We start from the raw sequence: 16275 nt of genomic DNA on the forward strand, positions 1-16275 counted from the left end.
CGCTGGTCGACGTCACCCTAAGTAGCAACACCACTGGCAGCGCACCGGGCAATGGCGGGGGTGTGCACATCACGGGCCCTGGCGATATGGACATCACGGGCGGCATGGTCACGGGCAACACCGCAGCAGCGGAGGGCGGCGGCTTATGGAACGGCGCGGGCCTTATGACGATCACCAACGTAATGATCGATGGCAATACCGCGAGCGGCAACGACGCCGATCAGGGCGGTGGCGGCATCTACAACCTAAGCGGCACGCTGATGGTCAGCGGCGGTGTCATCTCCAACAATACAGCTGATGGTATGTCTGGCAGCGGCGGCGGCATCCTCAACGATGCAGGTGCTAAGCTCATGGTCGATGGCACTGAAATCACAGCGAATACAGCGATGCGCGCCGGCGGCGGTATTGAAGACAACTCGGGCGAAAGCACGGTCGTCACGCTGGTCGACGTCACCCTAAGTAGCAACACCACTGGCAGCGCACCGGGCAATGGCGGGGGTGTGCACATCACGGGCCCTGGCGATATGGACATCACGGGCGGCATGGTCACCGGCAACACCGCAGCAGCCGAGGGCGGTGGTCTATGGAATGGCGCGGGTCTTATGACGGTCACCAACGTGATGATCGACGGCAATACCGCGAGCGGCAGCGACGCCGATCAGGGCGGCGGCGGCATTTTTAACGCAGGCGGCACTATTGAGGTGATGACTTCGACTATTTCTAATAATATGTCGACTAGCATGAGTAACGGAGGCGGTCTTCACAACGATGCATCAGGTATGGTCACCCTGACGCTGAGCACCATTTCCGGCAACAGCACTTCCAATAATGGTGGTGGTATTGCCAACAACGGTACGCTGATGATTGAAGCCTCTACCATAGCCAATAACTCCGCTATGATGATGGGCGGTGGTTTCGTTCAACTGGACGCAGGCAACAGCACAGATTTCAGCAGCAGCATCGTTGCAGCCAACAGTGCAGATGGCATGGGGCAGGATGTAGCTGGAATGGGCATGATGACTTCTTCAGGCTATAATCTTATTGGAGAAGACGATACTGATGTTTTTGCCGGATTGATGACTGATATTGTAGGAGGAGCAGGTATGCCTTTTAGGGCTAATCTGGCCCCACTTGCTGACAACGGTGGTATGACACCAACCCATGCGTTGATCTGCCCAAGTCCGGCTATTGATGCCGGTGCACCAGACAATAACATGTCCGACCAAACTGGCGCGATGGTGTTTGGCATGCAGAGAGACATTGGTGCTTTTGAATTTCAGGAGGAGTGCGAAATCACTTCCACTAACAGCGCTGATGGCAATCTCAGCGGCAGCTCCATCACCCCGAATCCATCTAAGACAGGCCGTGTGCAGCTAAATATTCCCACCCACTTCGGAAATGAAGTTTCGGTTAGCGTCCGGTCACTGGCAACCGGGCAGCTGTTGCGTACACAGCAGGTGCCTGCAGGGCAAACAACTTTGAACTACACTCAATTGAGCGCCGGAAGCTACCTGATTCAGGTACAGGCTAAAGGCGGATTAGAATCCCATAGGTTGATTTTGGTGGACTAACTTCGGTTAGCCCCCATCGCAAATTAGCGATTGAATCATCATTCCCTTTACGACGCGCTTTCTACTTCGTTTGACTTCCTGCCCGGTTGCATGAACTGCTGCCGGGCAGGTTTATTTTACAACCCTGCATTAATCAGGAAGGTCGCTGCAAAAGCCACAATCGCGTAAAGCTCGGGGAATACCGCCAGGACCATCGTTTTACCAAATACATCGTAGCCCGCGCCTACCCCGGCAATACCGTTGGCACAAATCCGGCCCTGCTGCATGGCAGAAATCAGGGCAACCAGCCCTAGTGCGAAGCCCGCAGCAAAGACCGCAATGCCCTGCCGCATCGTGATGTCGTCTGTCAGTACGCCGGAAGCATTAATGATAAAGAAGCCGGCGAAGCCGTACAACCCCTGTGTACTGGGCAGGGCACTCAGCAGCATGTAGCTACCGAAGGCCTCTTCGTTTTTCTTCAGGGCACCTACGGTGGCATTGCCGCCCATGGAAACGCCAATAGCGCTACCCACACCGGAAAGGCCGATCATTAAAGCGATGCCCAGATAAGCAATTACAATCGCACTCATGTTTTTTCGTTTTTTTCGTTTAGTAGTTTGACAGCAATACACTGCTCTGTTTTCCTGACAGAGGGGTTTGTTTATCCCTTTGTCACTTAGATTCCTGTTGCCGCAGCGGGTCGTAAGGCTTGCCTCCGCCCTCGAAGCCGGCATTTTTATAAAACTCTACAAAGGTGAGGCGCATCGGGTGTACGAAAGCGCCCAAAGAAGCAATCAGCAAATTGGCGGTGTGCCCAACGAGCAGGAACACCACAAACAGGATCGGGCCTACAATCTCCATAGAGCCCTTGATCTGCAGGCCAATATCATTGACGACCAGCCCGAGGATGGCGCTCGCAATACCCAGCGCGAAGAGCCGGATATAGCTCAGCAGGTCCCCGAAAATGCCGGTAATGCCGTACAAAGCCCAGGCGCCACTGCCGAGCCGGCTGAAGAGGCCTCCTTCCGGGTCGCTAAAGAGCAGGATCAGTCCTACTGCTGTCCAGGCGGCGTACTGTGAATACGGCAGCAACTGTTTGGTCAGCCCAATGTCCGCCAGGGACAGCACCAGCAGTATCCAGCCCACCGGCGCTATGCCGTGCATCCAGCCGTACTGTCTGCTCTTATTAACGGCTTTCACACCCAGTCCAAAGAGAATCTGCACCACCCCCAGCAACAGCGCCAGCTGAAAAGCCTGATCACTGTTCAGCATAATTTCCCGGATGTTGCCCAGCCAGGCAAACTGATCCTGCAGGAGGTTCACGCCGAAGACCGTGCCGGTGAGCACCCCGAAGAGTACCGTGGCAACGCCCAAAAACTGCACGAGCGTCAGTGTAGGCTTCATGTCTTTTGCCGCCCGGAATTTATAGACGGTAGCGCCCAGCAACAGCACAATGCCGTAGCCCGCATCGCCCAGGCAGAAGCCGAAGAAGAGCAGGAAGAAGGGCGCAAAGTAAGGGGTCAGGTCCATCTCCCCGTAGGAAGGCAGGGCAAAGAGCTTTGCGATCGGCTCAAACAGCCGGCTAAAGCTCGAGTTTTTCAACAGCACCGGAGGTTGATCGGCAGGCTTGGGCTGCTCGGTCAGAAAGGGGATGCCTTGTTGTTCGCACAGGGCTTCTACTTCCTTTGTTTTGGGTTTCGGCGCATAGCCTTCTAAAAGCATCAGTTGCTCATCGGCTTCCCGCCGGGTATATTCAATGACACTCATCAATTGCGTGGTGTCCTGCAGGTCGCGCAGGGCCGCTTCCAGAGCGGGTGTACCGACTTGTGCCAGCCGGTCCAGGCGGGCATTGATATCGGCGATGGATTCGTCCAGCTCTTCCTGCCGGGCCTGAAGCTCCACCGTCCCGTTTTTGGGGTCGGGTATCATCTCCACGCCGGGAATTTCAACGGGCGCTTCCGCCTTGGTAATGCCTACAAAGTAGGAATTGGCGCCCAGGTTGCGCAGATGGGCAATGGGGTATTCTTTCGCCCAGTCCGGATTATATTTTTTGGTGGGGCAAACCAGGAACTGCACCTCCAGCCCGGCGGCCTCCAGCTTTTTAACGGTCTTAATGGAAAAGTCGCCCCAGGGCTTCAGAATGTCAAATTCCTTGCGCACGGTGGCGCGTTCCTGCAGGAGTGGCTCGAGGCGGTCGGTCAGGGTATCGTATTCTGCGGCTACACTGTGCCCCTCCTCTGCGGTGGCGGTGCGTTGTTCCACTTCCACTTCCCGCTTTTCCAGGGCTTTCAGCACCTTTTGGAATTGCTGCTGCAGCGCCAAACGGTCCATTAGCCCGGACGAGCGTTCGCCTTCCTGTTGCTGCACGTGCAGTACGCCCAGCTGCCGCAGCCCCTCCAGGAATGTCGTGTATTCGGAGTGGTGGACCAGGAACAGGTATTTTTGCATCGGTACAATCATAAGGCATCGCTGTTGCTGCGCTTTTTTACAATCTTTTGGGCGGCTTTCGCCAAATTCTCTTCGTCCTCCAGATAGCGCTCGATCTTTCGGATGGCATCTTCATAGCCGGGGATTTGTACTTTTTCGTACAGGTTGACCTTCTGAGTGGTCTTTTTGCGGGCAAACTCCAGGCGTTCTGTTTTTTGCAGCAGCACTTTGCGCCTAAGCGCTAGTTCTATCCATGCCTTGAGCAGTTCCATGCCCGCTGGGAACCAGGCCGGCCGGTTGAACAAACTAAAGGGGTGCCGGATAAACTGTATGCCCTTCAGTACCGGTGTGGCTACGCCGGCTACCTTTTGGCTGCCCACTTCCACCGCCTCCACCTCCAGCAGGTTGAAATCAAATTCCTCCCACAACCCAGCCATATCCTCGTGCCGGTCAATTGTTGCTTCCAGCTCCCGGGCCACCGCTTCGGCTTCCCGGCGGGCTTTTTTCACCTCCACACGCAGGGCAGCCTCCTTATTCTTAAGAATAGGCAGGGCGTTTACACGCACCTTAAGCTGCTTCTTGAGGTGCTGCAGGGACGTTTTGTTGTATTGGAAGGAAATGGCCATGTGGATTATTGATTTTTGGTCCAGTATTGATCAACCAGTGACTGCTTGATGCCCACCTCGGCTTTGGAGAAGTGGCGGCCAAACAGTGTCCAGGCGGTATCCAGCATTTTGTCCGTATCTATGTTTACATCAATGGCCAGAAGCTTGTCGGCATATTCCCGGGCAAACTCCAGGGTGCGCTCGTCGTAGTCGGTCAGCTCAAAGCCGTTTTCCAGTTTGGTACGGGCGTTAGCGGCATCGGCGTAGAGGCGCACGGCGGCGTTCATCACCTGTGGGTGGTCCTCCCGTGTCTTTTCGCCAATCACCAGCTGCTTGAGGCGGGAAAGGCTCCGGAAAGGGTCCACAATCACCTTGCCGATATCCGTATCCTGACGGAGGAAGAGCTGCCCCTCTGTAATGTAGCCGGTATTGTCCGGAATGGCATGCGTGATATCCCCGCCGGACAGCGTTGTCACGGCTACAATCGTGATAGAGCCGCCGTCGTCAAACTGTACGGCTTTTTCGTACAGCTTGGCCAGGTCACTGTAGAGGGAGCCCGGCATACTGTCTTTGGACGGGATTTGGTCCATGCGGTTGGAGACGATGCTCAGGGCATCCGCGTAGAGCGTCATATCCGTAAGCAAAACCAGGACTTTTTCTTTTTTCTCGACGGCAAAGTATTCGGCAGCGGTCAGTGCCATATCGGGCACAAGCAGGCGCTCCACCGTCGGGTCTTCGGTCGTATTCACGAAGCTGACGATGCGGTGGAGGGCACCGGCATTCTCAAACACACTTTTGAAGTAGAGGTAATCGTCGTTGGTCAGCCCAATACCGCCCAGCACGATCCGGTCGGCAGCAGTACGCAGGGCCACGGTAGCCATCACCTGATTGAACGGCTGATCGGGGTCGGCAAAGAAGGGGATTTTCTGCCCGGTAACCAGGGTGTTGTTCAGGTCGATCCCGGCAATACCGGTGGTGATAAGCTCTGAAGGCTGCTTGCGGCGGACAGGGTTGACCGACGGGCCGCCGATTTCCTGTTCCCGGCCTTCTACGGGCGGGCCGCCATCGATAGGGCTACCGTAGGCATTAAAGAAGCGGCCGGCGAGCGCATCGCCCACTTTCAGGCTTGGTGCCTTTCCCAGGAATACGATCTCGGCATCCGTAGGCACGCCTTCGGTACCCGCAAAGACCTGCAGGGTCACTTTGTCGCCCATAATTTTGACCACCTGCGCCAGCTGCCCGTTCACGGTGGCCAGCTCTTCGTAGCCAACGTCCGTAGCGCGCACCGTGCAGGTCGCTTTGGTGATCTCTTCTACCTTGGTGTAGATGCGTTGAAATGCAGTGGGCATGATGATTCGTTTGAGGGTTCTTTATTTATTTTTTTTGGCAGAAACAGGGGCTCACACTTTGCGCTCGGCCAGCGTTTCTTCCAGTTCCTTCCTATTCTTGTTGAAGCTCTCCGATTCCAACTCGGAGTAGTTCATCTGCTTCATGGCGTTGATGACCCGCTTGAAGTAGGGGTTGATCTCCTCGTAGCTTTCAAAGCCCAGAGGCGTTGCTACGACTTCCAGCACCTTATTGACCAGGTACTGCTGCCGGTCCATAGGCGTACGGGCATCGACCTCATCGAAGGCGTTTTGCTGCAGGATGATCTCATCGACCACTTCCGAGCGCCAAAACACCAGGTGGGTATCAATAGACACCCCATCGTCGCCGAGGATATTGATTTGCTCGGCGGCTTCTTTGCCCCTTAGCAGGATATTCTTCAACTCATCCACTTTACGGGTCCAGTCTTCCTCTATTTGCTCATTCAGCGTCCGTTGCAGCTCGGGGTACTCCAGGTATTTGGAATAGCTCTCGATGGGGTCAATAGCCGGGTAGCGCTTACTGTCGGCCCGTGACTGCGACAGGGCGTAGAAGCAACGGGCTACCTTTTTGGTAGACTCTGTGACCGGCTCTTTGAGGTTGCCTCCCGCCGGAGAAACGGTACCGATGAAGGTGATAGAGCCCGTCGCCCCGTTGTTGAGGTGGACCATGCCCGCTCGGGCGTAGAAGTTGGAAATGATGGCCGGGAGGTCCATCGGGAATGCATCCGGGCCCGGCAGTTCTTCCATCCGGTTGGACATTTCGCGCAAGGCCTGCGCCCAGCGGGAAGTGGAGTCTGCCAGCAGGAGCACTTTCAACCCCATAGAGCGGTAGTACTCGGCAATTGACATAGCGGTGTAGACCGACGCTTCCCGTGCGGCCACAGGCATATTGGAGGTGTTCGCGATAATCGTGGTCCGCTCCATCAGCTTGCGCCCGGTCCAGGGGTCTTCCAGCTCTGGGAACTCCACGAAGAGATCGACGACCTCATTCGCCCGTTCGCCGCAGGCCGCAACGATCACAACATCGGCTTCTGCTTGCTTGGAAATCGCCTGCTGCAGTACCGTTTTGCCACTACCAAAAGGGCCAGGGATGAAGCCCGTACCGCCCTCCACCATGGGGTTGAGGGTATCGATGGTGCGCACGCCGGTTTCCAGCAATTTGGAAGGGCGTGGCTTTTCGCGGTACGCCTTCACCGCTTTTTTTACAGGGAATTTTTGGAGCATGCTCACTTTATACTCGGTGCCGCGTTCATCTTTGAGCACCGCAATCGTATCCTGAACTTTGTATTGTCCGGCCTCCATCACTTTATCCACCGTATAGCGCCCCTGCATTTTGAAGGGCACCATAATTTTGTGGTCAATGCCATTCTCATCCACCTGCCCGAGCCAGTGGGCGGCGGTGACCTCATCGCCAGCCTTGGCCAGCGGCTCAAACGACCATTCCTTCTCCAGGTCGAGGGCGGAGGTATAGTCGCCCCTTTGCAGGAAGATGCCCGTCATCGTATTGAGGTCGTGCATGAGCCCATCGTAATTGCAGGAAAGGATGCCGGGGCCGAAAGTTGCCTCCAGCATATGCCCTTCGAAGCGCACGGCCATGCCCGGGCGCAGCCCGCGGGTGCTTTCAAAGACCTGCACAGAAGCTTTGTTGCCCATAACTTTAATGACCTCAGCCATCAGTGAGGTGTCACCGTGTTGGATGAAGCAGATTTCGTTTTGGCTCACCGGGCCGTCTACTTCAACGAGGACAAGGTTGGAGATGATACCGTTAACCCGGCCGGTGGTATGTTGCTGCGTTGCCGTCATGCGAGAGTTATCTTTTGTTCCATTTCAGAAATGAAGTTGCGGACGCGTTCCTGCCCGGCTTGCGGGTCGAGCGATAGCCACCGCTGCAGCATTTGCAGTTGCAGCAGGTAGCCAAGCACTACTTCGATGGTGAAGTAGTGGAAGGTCAGCTGTTCGTTTATATAGTTCCACTGTATGCGGTCGATGGCCTTTTCGCGGGCCATCAGGTCTTCCCGTTCCAGTTCGTTGAATAGTTTATGGAGGTAGGCATACTCGGTACTCAGCCCGAAGTCGCGCGCCCGGGATTTTTGCAGGGCTTCGATCTCTTCCCCTTTTCCAATCAGCTGCCCCTCTGTGCGGAGTGAATATTGCCGGATATTCCAGGCGGTCAGGAGGTTGCGCAGGCTGCGCTCGAAGGCCAGCCACTCGTGCAAAAAGCCGGTGGAATGGTGCAGTGCGTAACTGTAGTAAAGCGCAGACAATTGATTGTCCGGCCCTGGTGCCGCACCGGGCGGCTGCTCATTTTGATACGCCCGATAAAATCGGTGCATATAAGCCGGCAGGCCACTTTCCGCTTTGAGGTGGTTCTGCATGTCGGGCGCAGCGAACCGGCCAAGGGGGTCCCAGTCTTCGGTATTCTCCTGTAGCAGCCGCAGCAGGTTGCGGTTGTCATGAGGGTATAACAGCAGGCTCACCTGCGCAAAGTCTTGCGGTTCGAGCACTTCTTCCAACTGCGCCACAAAGTCTACCATTTTAAAGGGCGCCCGGCTTTGGTCGAGCACCATCTCCGGCAGACTGGAGATGAGGTAGAAGTAATCGCGTTTTTGCAGTTGGTTCATGTCATTGATTCTAAAGGTTAACCCGTTTCATACGGCCTTATTTTTCGCCGTACAGCAGGGCTTTGGTACGGGGGCGGAGGAAGTCGGCGAAGAAGGCCTGAAAGTCTTCCTCTGTAAAGGACACCACATAGCTGCCATCGGCCGGGCCGATACGGAACCCCTCTGAAAGCTGCAGGGCAGGCTTGACCGTAAGGCCCTCGTTGAGGCTGTCCTGTGTCCGTGCAGAGAAGTAGTCATACAGCTCCTTTTCCCGTTCCGGCGAGAGGTGCAGCGCCACGCCCTGCTCCTCTTTTTTCCAATGCCCGATCAGCGATTCGATGACCCCTTTGAGGAAGGCTTTGTCCTTGAAAGCTTCCTGAGTCGGAGCCTCGGTAGCTTTAGCCGTTACCAGATCGGTAATCCGCTGCTGCAAAGCCTCCACGGTTTGCTGTGCGGACAGCTTGAGCTCAGAAGTCACGTTGCGTTTCAGCTCTTCAGCTTCCTGCTCCGCCTGTTTGCGGATTTCTTCGGCCCGGCCTTCGGCAGCCATCACGATGTCTTCGGCTTTTTGCTCGGCATCATTGATGAGGGTGTTGGCCACCTCCTGCCCTTTGTCTACGCCTTCCTGCTGAATCTTTTCGAGTAAGGATTGAAGCTTTTGTTCCATGGTATTTTACTTATCTAGCACTGCGGCTTTGTTGTATTCAAAATTCATGCGAGCGATATGCTCAATGGAGATTTCCTGCGGGCATTCGACCTCACAGGCGCCGGTATTGGTACAATGCCCAAACCCTTCGGCTTCCATTTGCGTGACCATCTTTTCGGCTCGCTCAGCCGACTCGGGCTGCCCCTGCGGCAGCATAGCAAGGTGGCTGACCTTCGCCCCGGTAAACAGCGCAGCGGAAGCATTCTTACAAGTGGCTACACAAGCGCCACAACCGATGCAGGCCGCCGCATCAAAAGCGTCTTCTGCTGCCTGATGCCCGATGGGGATGGCATTCGCCTCAGGCGCATCGCCCGTGCGGGTGGAAATAAAGCCGCCCGCCTGAATGATGCGGTCAAAGGCAGAGCGGTCGATGCGCAGGTCTTTCACTACCGGGAATGCGCTGCTGCGGAAAGGCTCCACGTAGATCGTATCTCCGTCTTCAAAGTGCCGCATGTGCAGCTGACAGGTTGTGGTAGCCGACATTGGCCCGTGCGCCCGCCCATTGATAAACAAGCCGCACTGCCCGCAGATGCCCTCCCGGCAGTCGTGGTCAAACTCTATCGGGGTATCGCCTGAGCGGATCAGTTGTTCGTTCAGCACATCGAGCATTTCCAGGAAAGACATCTCGGGGTTAACCTCCGGGAGGTCGTAGTCCTGTATGCGCCCTTTGGCCTGCGCGTTTTCCTGCCGCCATATTTTAAGGTGTATTCTCATTTGTAACTTCTTACGCTAGGTTGAACGGTTTCAAATTCAAGGTCTTCGCGGTGGAGTACCGGCTTTTCTGTTGCACCGGCGTATGCCCAAACCGACACGAATTGGTATTCCTCATCGCGCCGCTGTGCTTCGCCTTCTGCTGTTTGGTACTCTTCGCGGTAGTGTGCCCCGCAGGACTCCTCCCGGGTGAGGGCATCGTAGCACATCAGCTCTGCCAGTTCGAGGTAATCCGCTACGCGGCCGGCTTTTTCCAGCTCGGTATTGACGTGCTCTGCACTGCCCGGCACGCGCAGGTTTTCCCGGAAATCTGCCCGCAGCGCCTGTATTTGCTCAATGGCACTTTCCAGGCCTTCTTTGGTCCGCAGTACGCCGCACTTATCGTAGAGCAAAGCCCCCAGCTCTTTGTGGTAGTCAGTGGCGGTGCGGTTGCCTTTGATGTTGAGCAGTTGCTGCAGTTGCGTTTCCACCTGCTGTTCTGCTTCCGCGAAAGCGGGGTGGTCGGTGCTGATTTTGCCTGCTTTCAGTTCGTCTGCCAGGTAATTACCAATGGTGTAGGGCAGGATGAAGTAGCCATCCACACAAGCCTGCAGGAGGGAGTTGGCCCCCAGGCGGTTGGCCCCGTGGTCAGAGAAGTTGCACTCTCCGATAGCGTACAAGCCGGGGATGCTCGTCATGAGCTCGTAGTCGACCCACAGCCCGCCCATAGAGAAGTGCGCCGCCGGGGAGATCATCATCGGCTGCTGATACGCATTGTGCCCGGTAATTTTCTCATACATCCGGAAGAGGTTGCCGTAGCGTTCCCGGATCGTATCTTCTCCGTATTCCTGAATAGCGTGGGCGAAGTCGAGGTAAACGGCATTGCGCTGCGGCCCGACGCCATAGCCGGCATCGATGCGCTCCTTAGCCGCCCGGGATGCGATATCGCGGGGGGCCAGGTTGCCGAAAGCCGGGTAGCGGCGTTCCAGGTAGTAGTCCCGCTCCTCTTCCGGGATATCGGCCGGTTGGCGTGGGTCATTGGTTTTTTGAGGTACCCAGATACGGCCGTCGTTGCGCAAAGACTCTGACATGAGCGTGAGCTTGGACTGATAGTCGCCCGACTGAGGCAGGCAGGTGGGGTGGATTTGCGTCCAGCTTGCGGAAGCGAAGCCCGCCCCTTTCTTATGTGCCCGCCAGATAGCCGAGCCATTGCAGCCCATCGCCAGGGTGGAGAGGTAGTAGATTTTACCGTAGCCGCCGGTAGCCAGCACCACGGCATGTGCGGCATGGCGCTCGATCTCACCGGTATCCAGATTGCGGGCGATGATGCCCCGCGCTTTGCCATCGATGAGTACCAGCTCCAGCATTTCGTGACGGGAGAAGAGTTCGATATTGCCTTCGGCCACCTGCCGGGTAAGGGCAGAATAAGCCCCGAGCAGCAGTTGCTGACCCGTTTGGCCACGGGCGTAGAAGGTGCGCCGTACCTGCACCCCGCCAAAGGAGCGGTTGGCCAGGTAGCCGCCGTATTCGCGGGCAAAAGGCACGCCCTGTGCCACCGCCTGATCAATCAGGTTGGCGGAGCACTCTGCCAGGCGGTAGACATTGGCTTCGCGCGCCCGGAAGTCGCCCCCCTTGAGGGTATCATAAAACATCCGGAAGGCGCTGTCGCCATCATTTTGGTAATTCTTAGAAGCATTGACCCCGCCCTGCGCCGCTACGGAGTGCGCCCGCCGGGGGCTGTCCTGAAAGCAGAAAGACTTGACTTTGTAGCCCATTTCTGCAAAGGAAGCAGCGGCAGAACTGCCCGCCAGGCCCGTGCCCACGACGATGATATTCAGTTTCTTTTTGTTGTTGGGGCTCACGAGGCGGCAGGTCGCTTTGTAGCGGTTCCATTTTTCCTGTAGCGGGCCCTCTGGCACTTTAGCGTCTAACTTCATGGCAGGAGCGGGTTTTGGGTGAAGTACATGTAGATTGGTATGATGGTGAATCCGGCGGTGATAAGAAAGCTGTAGCCCCAGCCCGCCCATTTGACCCAGCGGTTGTACTTGCTGTGGTAAAGCCCCAGCGTCTGGAAAGCGCTATGAAAACCATGCAGGAGGTGGAAACCCAGTACGAGCATGGATACGACGTAGAGCACCACATACCACCACTGTTGGTAAGCGGCGGCTACGATCAGGTAGAGGTCTTTGCGGCCCTCCGCATCCATGGGCATTTCGGTAAACTTGTACTGATACCAGAAGTCGCGCATGTGGATGATGATGAAGGCCAGGAGCAGCGCACCGAGCACGCCCATATTGCGTACGTACCAGGGCGTGACTGCCCCCCGCTTATCGTAGGCATACCCCTGTGCGCCCCGTGCTTGGCGTGCCTTGACGGTTAGGAGCAGCGCGTAAGCGGCATGCGCCAGGATACTTGCGTAGAGGCCATAGGACACCACTTTGATCAGGATATTGTGCGACAGCAACTCGGAATAGAGGTTGTACTGTATTTGTGCTTGTTCTGCGGGCAGGAGGAGCTGTAGATTGCCGGCCAGGTGAATCACCAAAAACAGGCAGAGGAACAGCCCCGTGAGGGCCATCAGGTTTTTGCGCACGATACTGTCCCTTAGGAATAGGTTTCGGCTCATTTCTTGTTTTTTTTGCGATCTAGGAAAAGAGCGAAAATGGTTTTCTGTTCTCTTTTCTTCCGGGTCTTAAAGCTAGGGGCCCTCCTGAAAAAGAGGGGTGACGAATGTCACTGGCCGGGGGTGAGAGTTGTCAGATATACTCCCCTCGGTCACGAGAGGTGAAGTTTTGATGACTTTATTTTTGTGCCCTGCAAGGCAAAACCACGATGGCACTCGCTGTGCAGAGCAAAGTAGACGCGAACCGAACCACAGGCATAGCCACACGAAGAAAGGGGGGATAGCTCTCCAAGCCAGGATTTATGAATCCTGCTTTGGCAGGCTATAAACAGGGACAAAAAAGTGGACTTTCCAAACATAGCCTTAGAGCGTGTGTTGAGCTTTTACTATCCTTTCGGTCTGCAAAAGCAGTCTGCAATCAAAACCCTGAGCATTATGAATATCACCTTTATCGGACTCGGCATTATGGGCAAGCGTATGGCCCTCAACTTACTCCAAAGTGACGCCACGGTCACCGTTTGGAACCGCTCCCCCGAACCCATAGCGGAGCTGGGGAAAGCAGGTGCTCAAACTGCTGCCACACCGGCGGAAGCGGTAGCCGTTGCAGACCTTGTCCTAAGTATGCTCTCCACGCCGGAGGTGGTGGAAGCCGTGTTTTTGGGAGCGGGCGGCGCTCTGAGCCACATGCCTGAAGGTGCGACGTGGATAGACTGCAGTACGGTCAACCCCACCTTTAGCCTACGCTGCGATGCCCTGGCCCGGGAGACAGGCGTTCAGTTTATTGATGCGCCGGTAGTCGGCACCAAGCCGCATGCCGAAAAGGCAGAGCTTACCATCATTACCGGGGCTACGGAGGAGGAGATTGCGCCCTTTGCGCCCTACCTGAACTACATGGGGCAGACGGTGCTCAAGCTCGGAGGCCGCAGCCGGGGCAGTGCCTTTAAGATGTTGATCAATACCCTGCTTGCACAGTCAATGGCTGCTTTTGCGGAAACTGTTAAACTGGGCGAAGCGATGGGCCTTCCCCGGGATTTCCTGCTGGATAACCTGCCGAAGTCGCCGGTGGTGGCGCCATTTCTGAAAGCCAAAGCGGAGCTGATCCGCAAGGGGGATTTTGAGGCGCAGTTCCCACTGGAGTGGATGCAGAAAGACCTGCACCTGGCAACCCTCTGCGCCTATGAGGCCGGGCAGCCGATGCCCCTGGCTAATGCGGCTAAGGAACTCTATGCATTGGCGAAAGCGAAGGGGCTGGAGCGGGCGGACTTTTCGGCGGTGTATAAGATACTGTAGTGCTTGTGAGACCAAAATCCCAATACGCTCTAAGAGATATCACCTTTTACTATTCGCAGCCGTTGGTCAATGTCTGCATTATCATTAGAGGACGTACAGCTGGAATAACTCTTCCAGCACCTTTTCAGGATCATGACAAAGGCCCGGGTGGGTCCAGGAAGTTTGAATAATCGTGCTTTTGGCGGAGGCCAGCCACCGAAACCTCAGGGGTAGCTCCAGTTCTCCGATACGCCCCCCCTCTGGTCCTCCTTTACATATTAACGCCCATGCTTCTAAGTATTTGCCTATGGTGTTTATATCCACATCATTTGAAAAAGCGCGTATTCTCTTTTCGTCTATCTGATACCTGATGCCGAGGTACTTCTTTCTTTTCGAGAACAAGAGGACCCCAATATTCAGGAACTCCTCCCGCTCCACTTTGGGCACCAGTCTGATTACGGCAAATTCGTATGTTACTTTATCTTGCATCCGAGGCTTCTTTAACGAGTAAGTCAATCCTATTGAGTTTGCTACTCAGGAATTCAAAATAGGCCTCCCTGATTTCGCCGGGTGCCAGTGGCAATGACTCCTCTGTAAGCCACTCTTCGGGTATTTGCGAGACGATTTCACGGATTTTTTCTGCGCTTAATGCCTGCTGAATTTCGACTGAAGCCTCATCCAGGCGATTGGCCCTTTTCAACAGCACATGGTCTTTGATATTTGGAAAGGTGCGCGAGAGATGTGCCCGCCAGTTTTTCCAATTGTGGTGAAAATACAGGCTGGCCCCGTGATCAATCAGCCAAAGTTCGTTTTTCCAATTCAGTAGATTGGTATTCTTGGCCGTCCGGTCGATATTGGTGATCAAGCTGTCCAGCAGGACGACCTTAGACACGGTAAGCGCATCCGCAACGGGGACCAGGGGGTCGTAGGTAATAGCCCCCGACAGAAAGTGAAGCCCCAAATTGAGCCCCACGCTAAACTTCAGTAAGTCCTGTATTTCCTGGTCCGGTTCGGTCTTGCTAAACGAGTCATCAAGGTTCATAAAGACCAACTCGGGTACTTTTAAACCAATCTCCTGAGCCAAAAGACCGCCGAGCAGCTCCGCTATTAATGCTTTCTTCCCTTGCCCGGCTCCCCGAAACTTCAACACGTAAAGGAAGTCGTCATCGGCCCGGACAATTGCCGGGAGAGACCCCCCTTCCCTCAGGGGTTGTAAGTACTGCGTGACCTCTACGGTGCGTATTTCGATTTTGCTCATAGGAATTAAGATAGTAAAAGATACGATTCATCAGTAATCCGAAATAGAAATGATAATTGATTGTATTTGGTTGTCCGTAGCGGTGGTGTAGAGCAACCCAATCGCCGTCCCACTTTGTGAAAGCATAAGGATTGTACCAGGGACAAAGTGGTTGGGGCCTCCGAGCTGCTCCGGGCCCGGAAAAGACAGGTTGGTATTTTTCTGCTTAAATTGTGGGCGAAAACGACACCGCCATAAGTGCTTCATCCCATAACACCAACGACACATGAGAACTATTGCGTTCATTACGGCATCCGTGCTGTTAGCCACCGCTGTGTTTGCCTGCAAGATAGCGAATCAACCACAGCAAAGTACGGACTTCAACTATGCAGACCTCTACCGGGGATGGGTGGTTGACACTATTCTGATCCTGGAAGAAGGTGCTGCTTCAACACCAAATATAGAAATGGATAACAACGAGTATCAATTCAGAAAAGAAGGGCCCGGCTGGAAGCAGGGTATCAGGACGACGGTGACACCGGATGTCAGTTTTGAGGTGCCGTTTACCATTGAGGGTGCAACGATCAACTTTGATCCGGCAGCGACTTTTCCGATCACGAGTGTGGATGATGATGGCCAGCTCGTTACCCGGAACCTGTACGCCAGCCTGCCACCCTATACCATAGTGGCATTGAGCCCCGAGGGGCTTAGTCTGAAGAGCGGGGATATCCTGATGAAGCTAAAGCCAAGTAATGCGGCAAAATAAAACAGCCTTCATCAGACTATGTTTGGAGTTTGCTCCAAATATGCTCCAATACCCAATTTTGCCGGATGCGGGCAGCCAAAAAGAGGTAAGCTGTCTCTAAGAGCGTAAAGTCTTGGCTTGCAGCCGACTTTCGCTCTTAGTTATTCTGTCCAGATTTTATTTTTACTTCTTCATACACTTGAATAAAGCCAAAATTCAAACTTGGGTGCTGGCCATTTTCTTGTTTTTCAACCACTGCAGAATTTTTTAGCACTAATTTCATTTCTTTATCTCCAAGCTCATCAAAGTAAAAAGATATGGCTCTATGCGGATTTGTGTGGGTATTTAAGATTGAGTTTACCTGCTAATAAATAAATCATAGTGATGAAGTTATTGATATTCCGGTACCCTCTTGCTCTTCTTTTTGCCAATTGAATTTTAGCGTTGATGCCTTCT

At 54.8% G+C, this 16275-nt stretch carries 16 protein-coding genes; 3 read left to right on the plus strand and 13 right to left on the minus strand.

Features of this window, described 5'->3' with window-relative positions; genetic code table 11:
* The coding region (locus RIC19_RS17125) for a choice-of-anchor Q domain-containing protein (RefSeq protein ID WP_350179569.1) at window positions 1-1571 on the plus strand (1571 nt) is incomplete at its 5' end.
* Between the two features lie 116 nt (window positions 1572-1687).
* Here the strand turns inward: RIC19_RS17125 and RIC19_RS17130 are convergent.
* The 10 genes from RIC19_RS17130 to RIC19_RS17175 all read right to left on the minus strand — a co-directional run bounded on the left by RIC19_RS17130 (window position 1688) and on the right by RIC19_RS17175 (window position 12571).
* A complete protein-coding gene (locus RIC19_RS17130; protein ID WP_350179570.1) occupies window positions 1688-2140 on the minus strand; it encodes an ATP synthase subunit C-like protein in 453 nt (150 codons plus the stop codon).
* Between the two features lie 82 nt (window positions 2141-2222).
* A complete protein-coding gene (locus RIC19_RS17135; protein WP_350179571.1) occupies window positions 2223-4010 on the minus strand; it encodes a V-type ATP synthase subunit I in 1788 nt (595 codons plus the stop codon).
* On the minus strand, window positions 4007-4603 hold the full coding sequence (locus tag RIC19_RS17140) for a V-type ATP synthase subunit D (protein ID WP_350179572.1): 597 nt from the start codon (window positions 4601-4603) through the stop codon (window positions 4007-4009). The genes RIC19_RS17135 and RIC19_RS17140 overlap by 4 nt, the downstream gene beginning before the upstream one ends.
* Before the next feature lie 5 nt (window positions 4604-4608).
* Window positions 4609-5934, minus strand: a complete 1326-nt coding sequence (locus tag RIC19_RS17145; RefSeq protein ID WP_350179583.1) for a V-type ATP synthase subunit B — start codon at window positions 5932-5934, stop codon at window positions 4609-4611.
* Between the two features lie 48 nt (window positions 5935-5982).
* Entirely contained in the window at window positions 5983-7752 is a 1770-nt protein-coding gene (locus RIC19_RS17150; protein ID WP_350179573.1) for a V-type ATP synthase subunit A, read from the minus strand.
* On the minus strand, window positions 7749-8570 hold the full coding sequence (locus RIC19_RS17155; RefSeq protein ID WP_350179574.1) for a DUF2764 family protein: 822 nt from the start codon (window positions 8568-8570) through the stop codon (window positions 7749-7751). The genes RIC19_RS17150 and RIC19_RS17155 overlap by 4 nt, the downstream gene beginning before the upstream one ends.
* 37 nt (window positions 8571-8607) lie before the next feature.
* On the minus strand, window positions 8608-9216 hold the full coding sequence (locus RIC19_RS17160) for a V-type ATP synthase subunit E (protein ID WP_350179575.1): 609 nt from the start codon (window positions 9214-9216) through the stop codon (window positions 8608-8610).
* A gap of 6 nt (window positions 9217-9222) precedes the next feature.
* A complete protein-coding gene (locus tag RIC19_RS17165) occupies window positions 9223-9969 on the minus strand; it encodes a succinate dehydrogenase/fumarate reductase iron-sulfur subunit (RefSeq protein ID WP_350179576.1) in 747 nt (248 codons plus the stop codon).
* On the minus strand, window positions 9966-11882 hold the full coding sequence (locus RIC19_RS17170) for a fumarate reductase/succinate dehydrogenase flavoprotein subunit (protein ID WP_350179577.1): 1917 nt from the start codon (window positions 11880-11882) through the stop codon (window positions 9966-9968). The genes RIC19_RS17165 and RIC19_RS17170 overlap by 4 nt, the downstream gene beginning before the upstream one ends.
* The gene (locus tag RIC19_RS17175; protein ID WP_350179578.1) at window positions 11879-12571 is read right to left on the minus strand and encodes a succinate dehydrogenase cytochrome b subunit; all 693 of its coding nucleotides are present in this window, start codon (window positions 12569-12571) and stop codon (window positions 11879-11881) included. The genes RIC19_RS17170 and RIC19_RS17175 overlap by 4 nt, the downstream gene beginning before the upstream one ends.
* A gap of 432 nt (window positions 12572-13003) precedes the next feature.
* Here RIC19_RS17175 and RIC19_RS17180 point away from each other — a divergent pair, with 432 nt between their 5' ends.
* Window positions 13004-13858 (plus strand): NAD(P)-dependent oxidoreductase, encoded by an 855-nt coding sequence (locus RIC19_RS17180; RefSeq protein ID WP_350179579.1) that lies wholly within the window; start codon window positions 13004-13006, stop codon window positions 13856-13858.
* 84 nt (window positions 13859-13942) lie between these two features.
* Here the strand turns inward: RIC19_RS17180 and RIC19_RS17185 are convergent, their stop codons facing one another.
* Window positions 13943-14326, minus strand: coding sequence for a DUF3037 domain-containing protein (locus RIC19_RS17185; RefSeq protein ID WP_350179580.1), 384 nt, complete (start codon window positions 14324-14326; stop codon window positions 13943-13945).
* A complete protein-coding gene (locus tag RIC19_RS17190; protein WP_350179581.1) occupies window positions 14316-15095 on the minus strand; it encodes a HipA family kinase in 780 nt (259 codons plus the stop codon). The genes RIC19_RS17185 and RIC19_RS17190 overlap by 11 nt, the downstream gene beginning before the upstream one ends.
* A 265-nt stretch (window positions 15096-15360) precedes the next feature.
* Between RIC19_RS17190 and RIC19_RS17195 the strand changes: the two genes are divergently transcribed.
* On the plus strand, window positions 15361-15840 hold the full coding sequence (locus RIC19_RS17195; RefSeq protein ID WP_350179582.1) for a hypothetical protein: 480 nt from the start codon (window positions 15361-15363) through the stop codon (window positions 15838-15840).
* A gap of 302 nt (window positions 15841-16142) precedes the next feature.
* On the opposite strand, the gene RIC19_RS17200 is transcribed toward RIC19_RS17195, so the two are convergent.
* The coding region (locus tag RIC19_RS17200; RefSeq protein WP_350179584.1) for a transposase at window positions 16143-16275 on the minus strand (133 nt) is incomplete at its 5' end.

Origin of the sequence: Phaeodactylibacter sp. (genome assembly GCF_040219495.1) — a bacterium.
Classification (GTDB): Bacteria; Bacteroidota; Bacteroidia; order Chitinophagales; family Saprospiraceae; genus Phaeodactylibacter.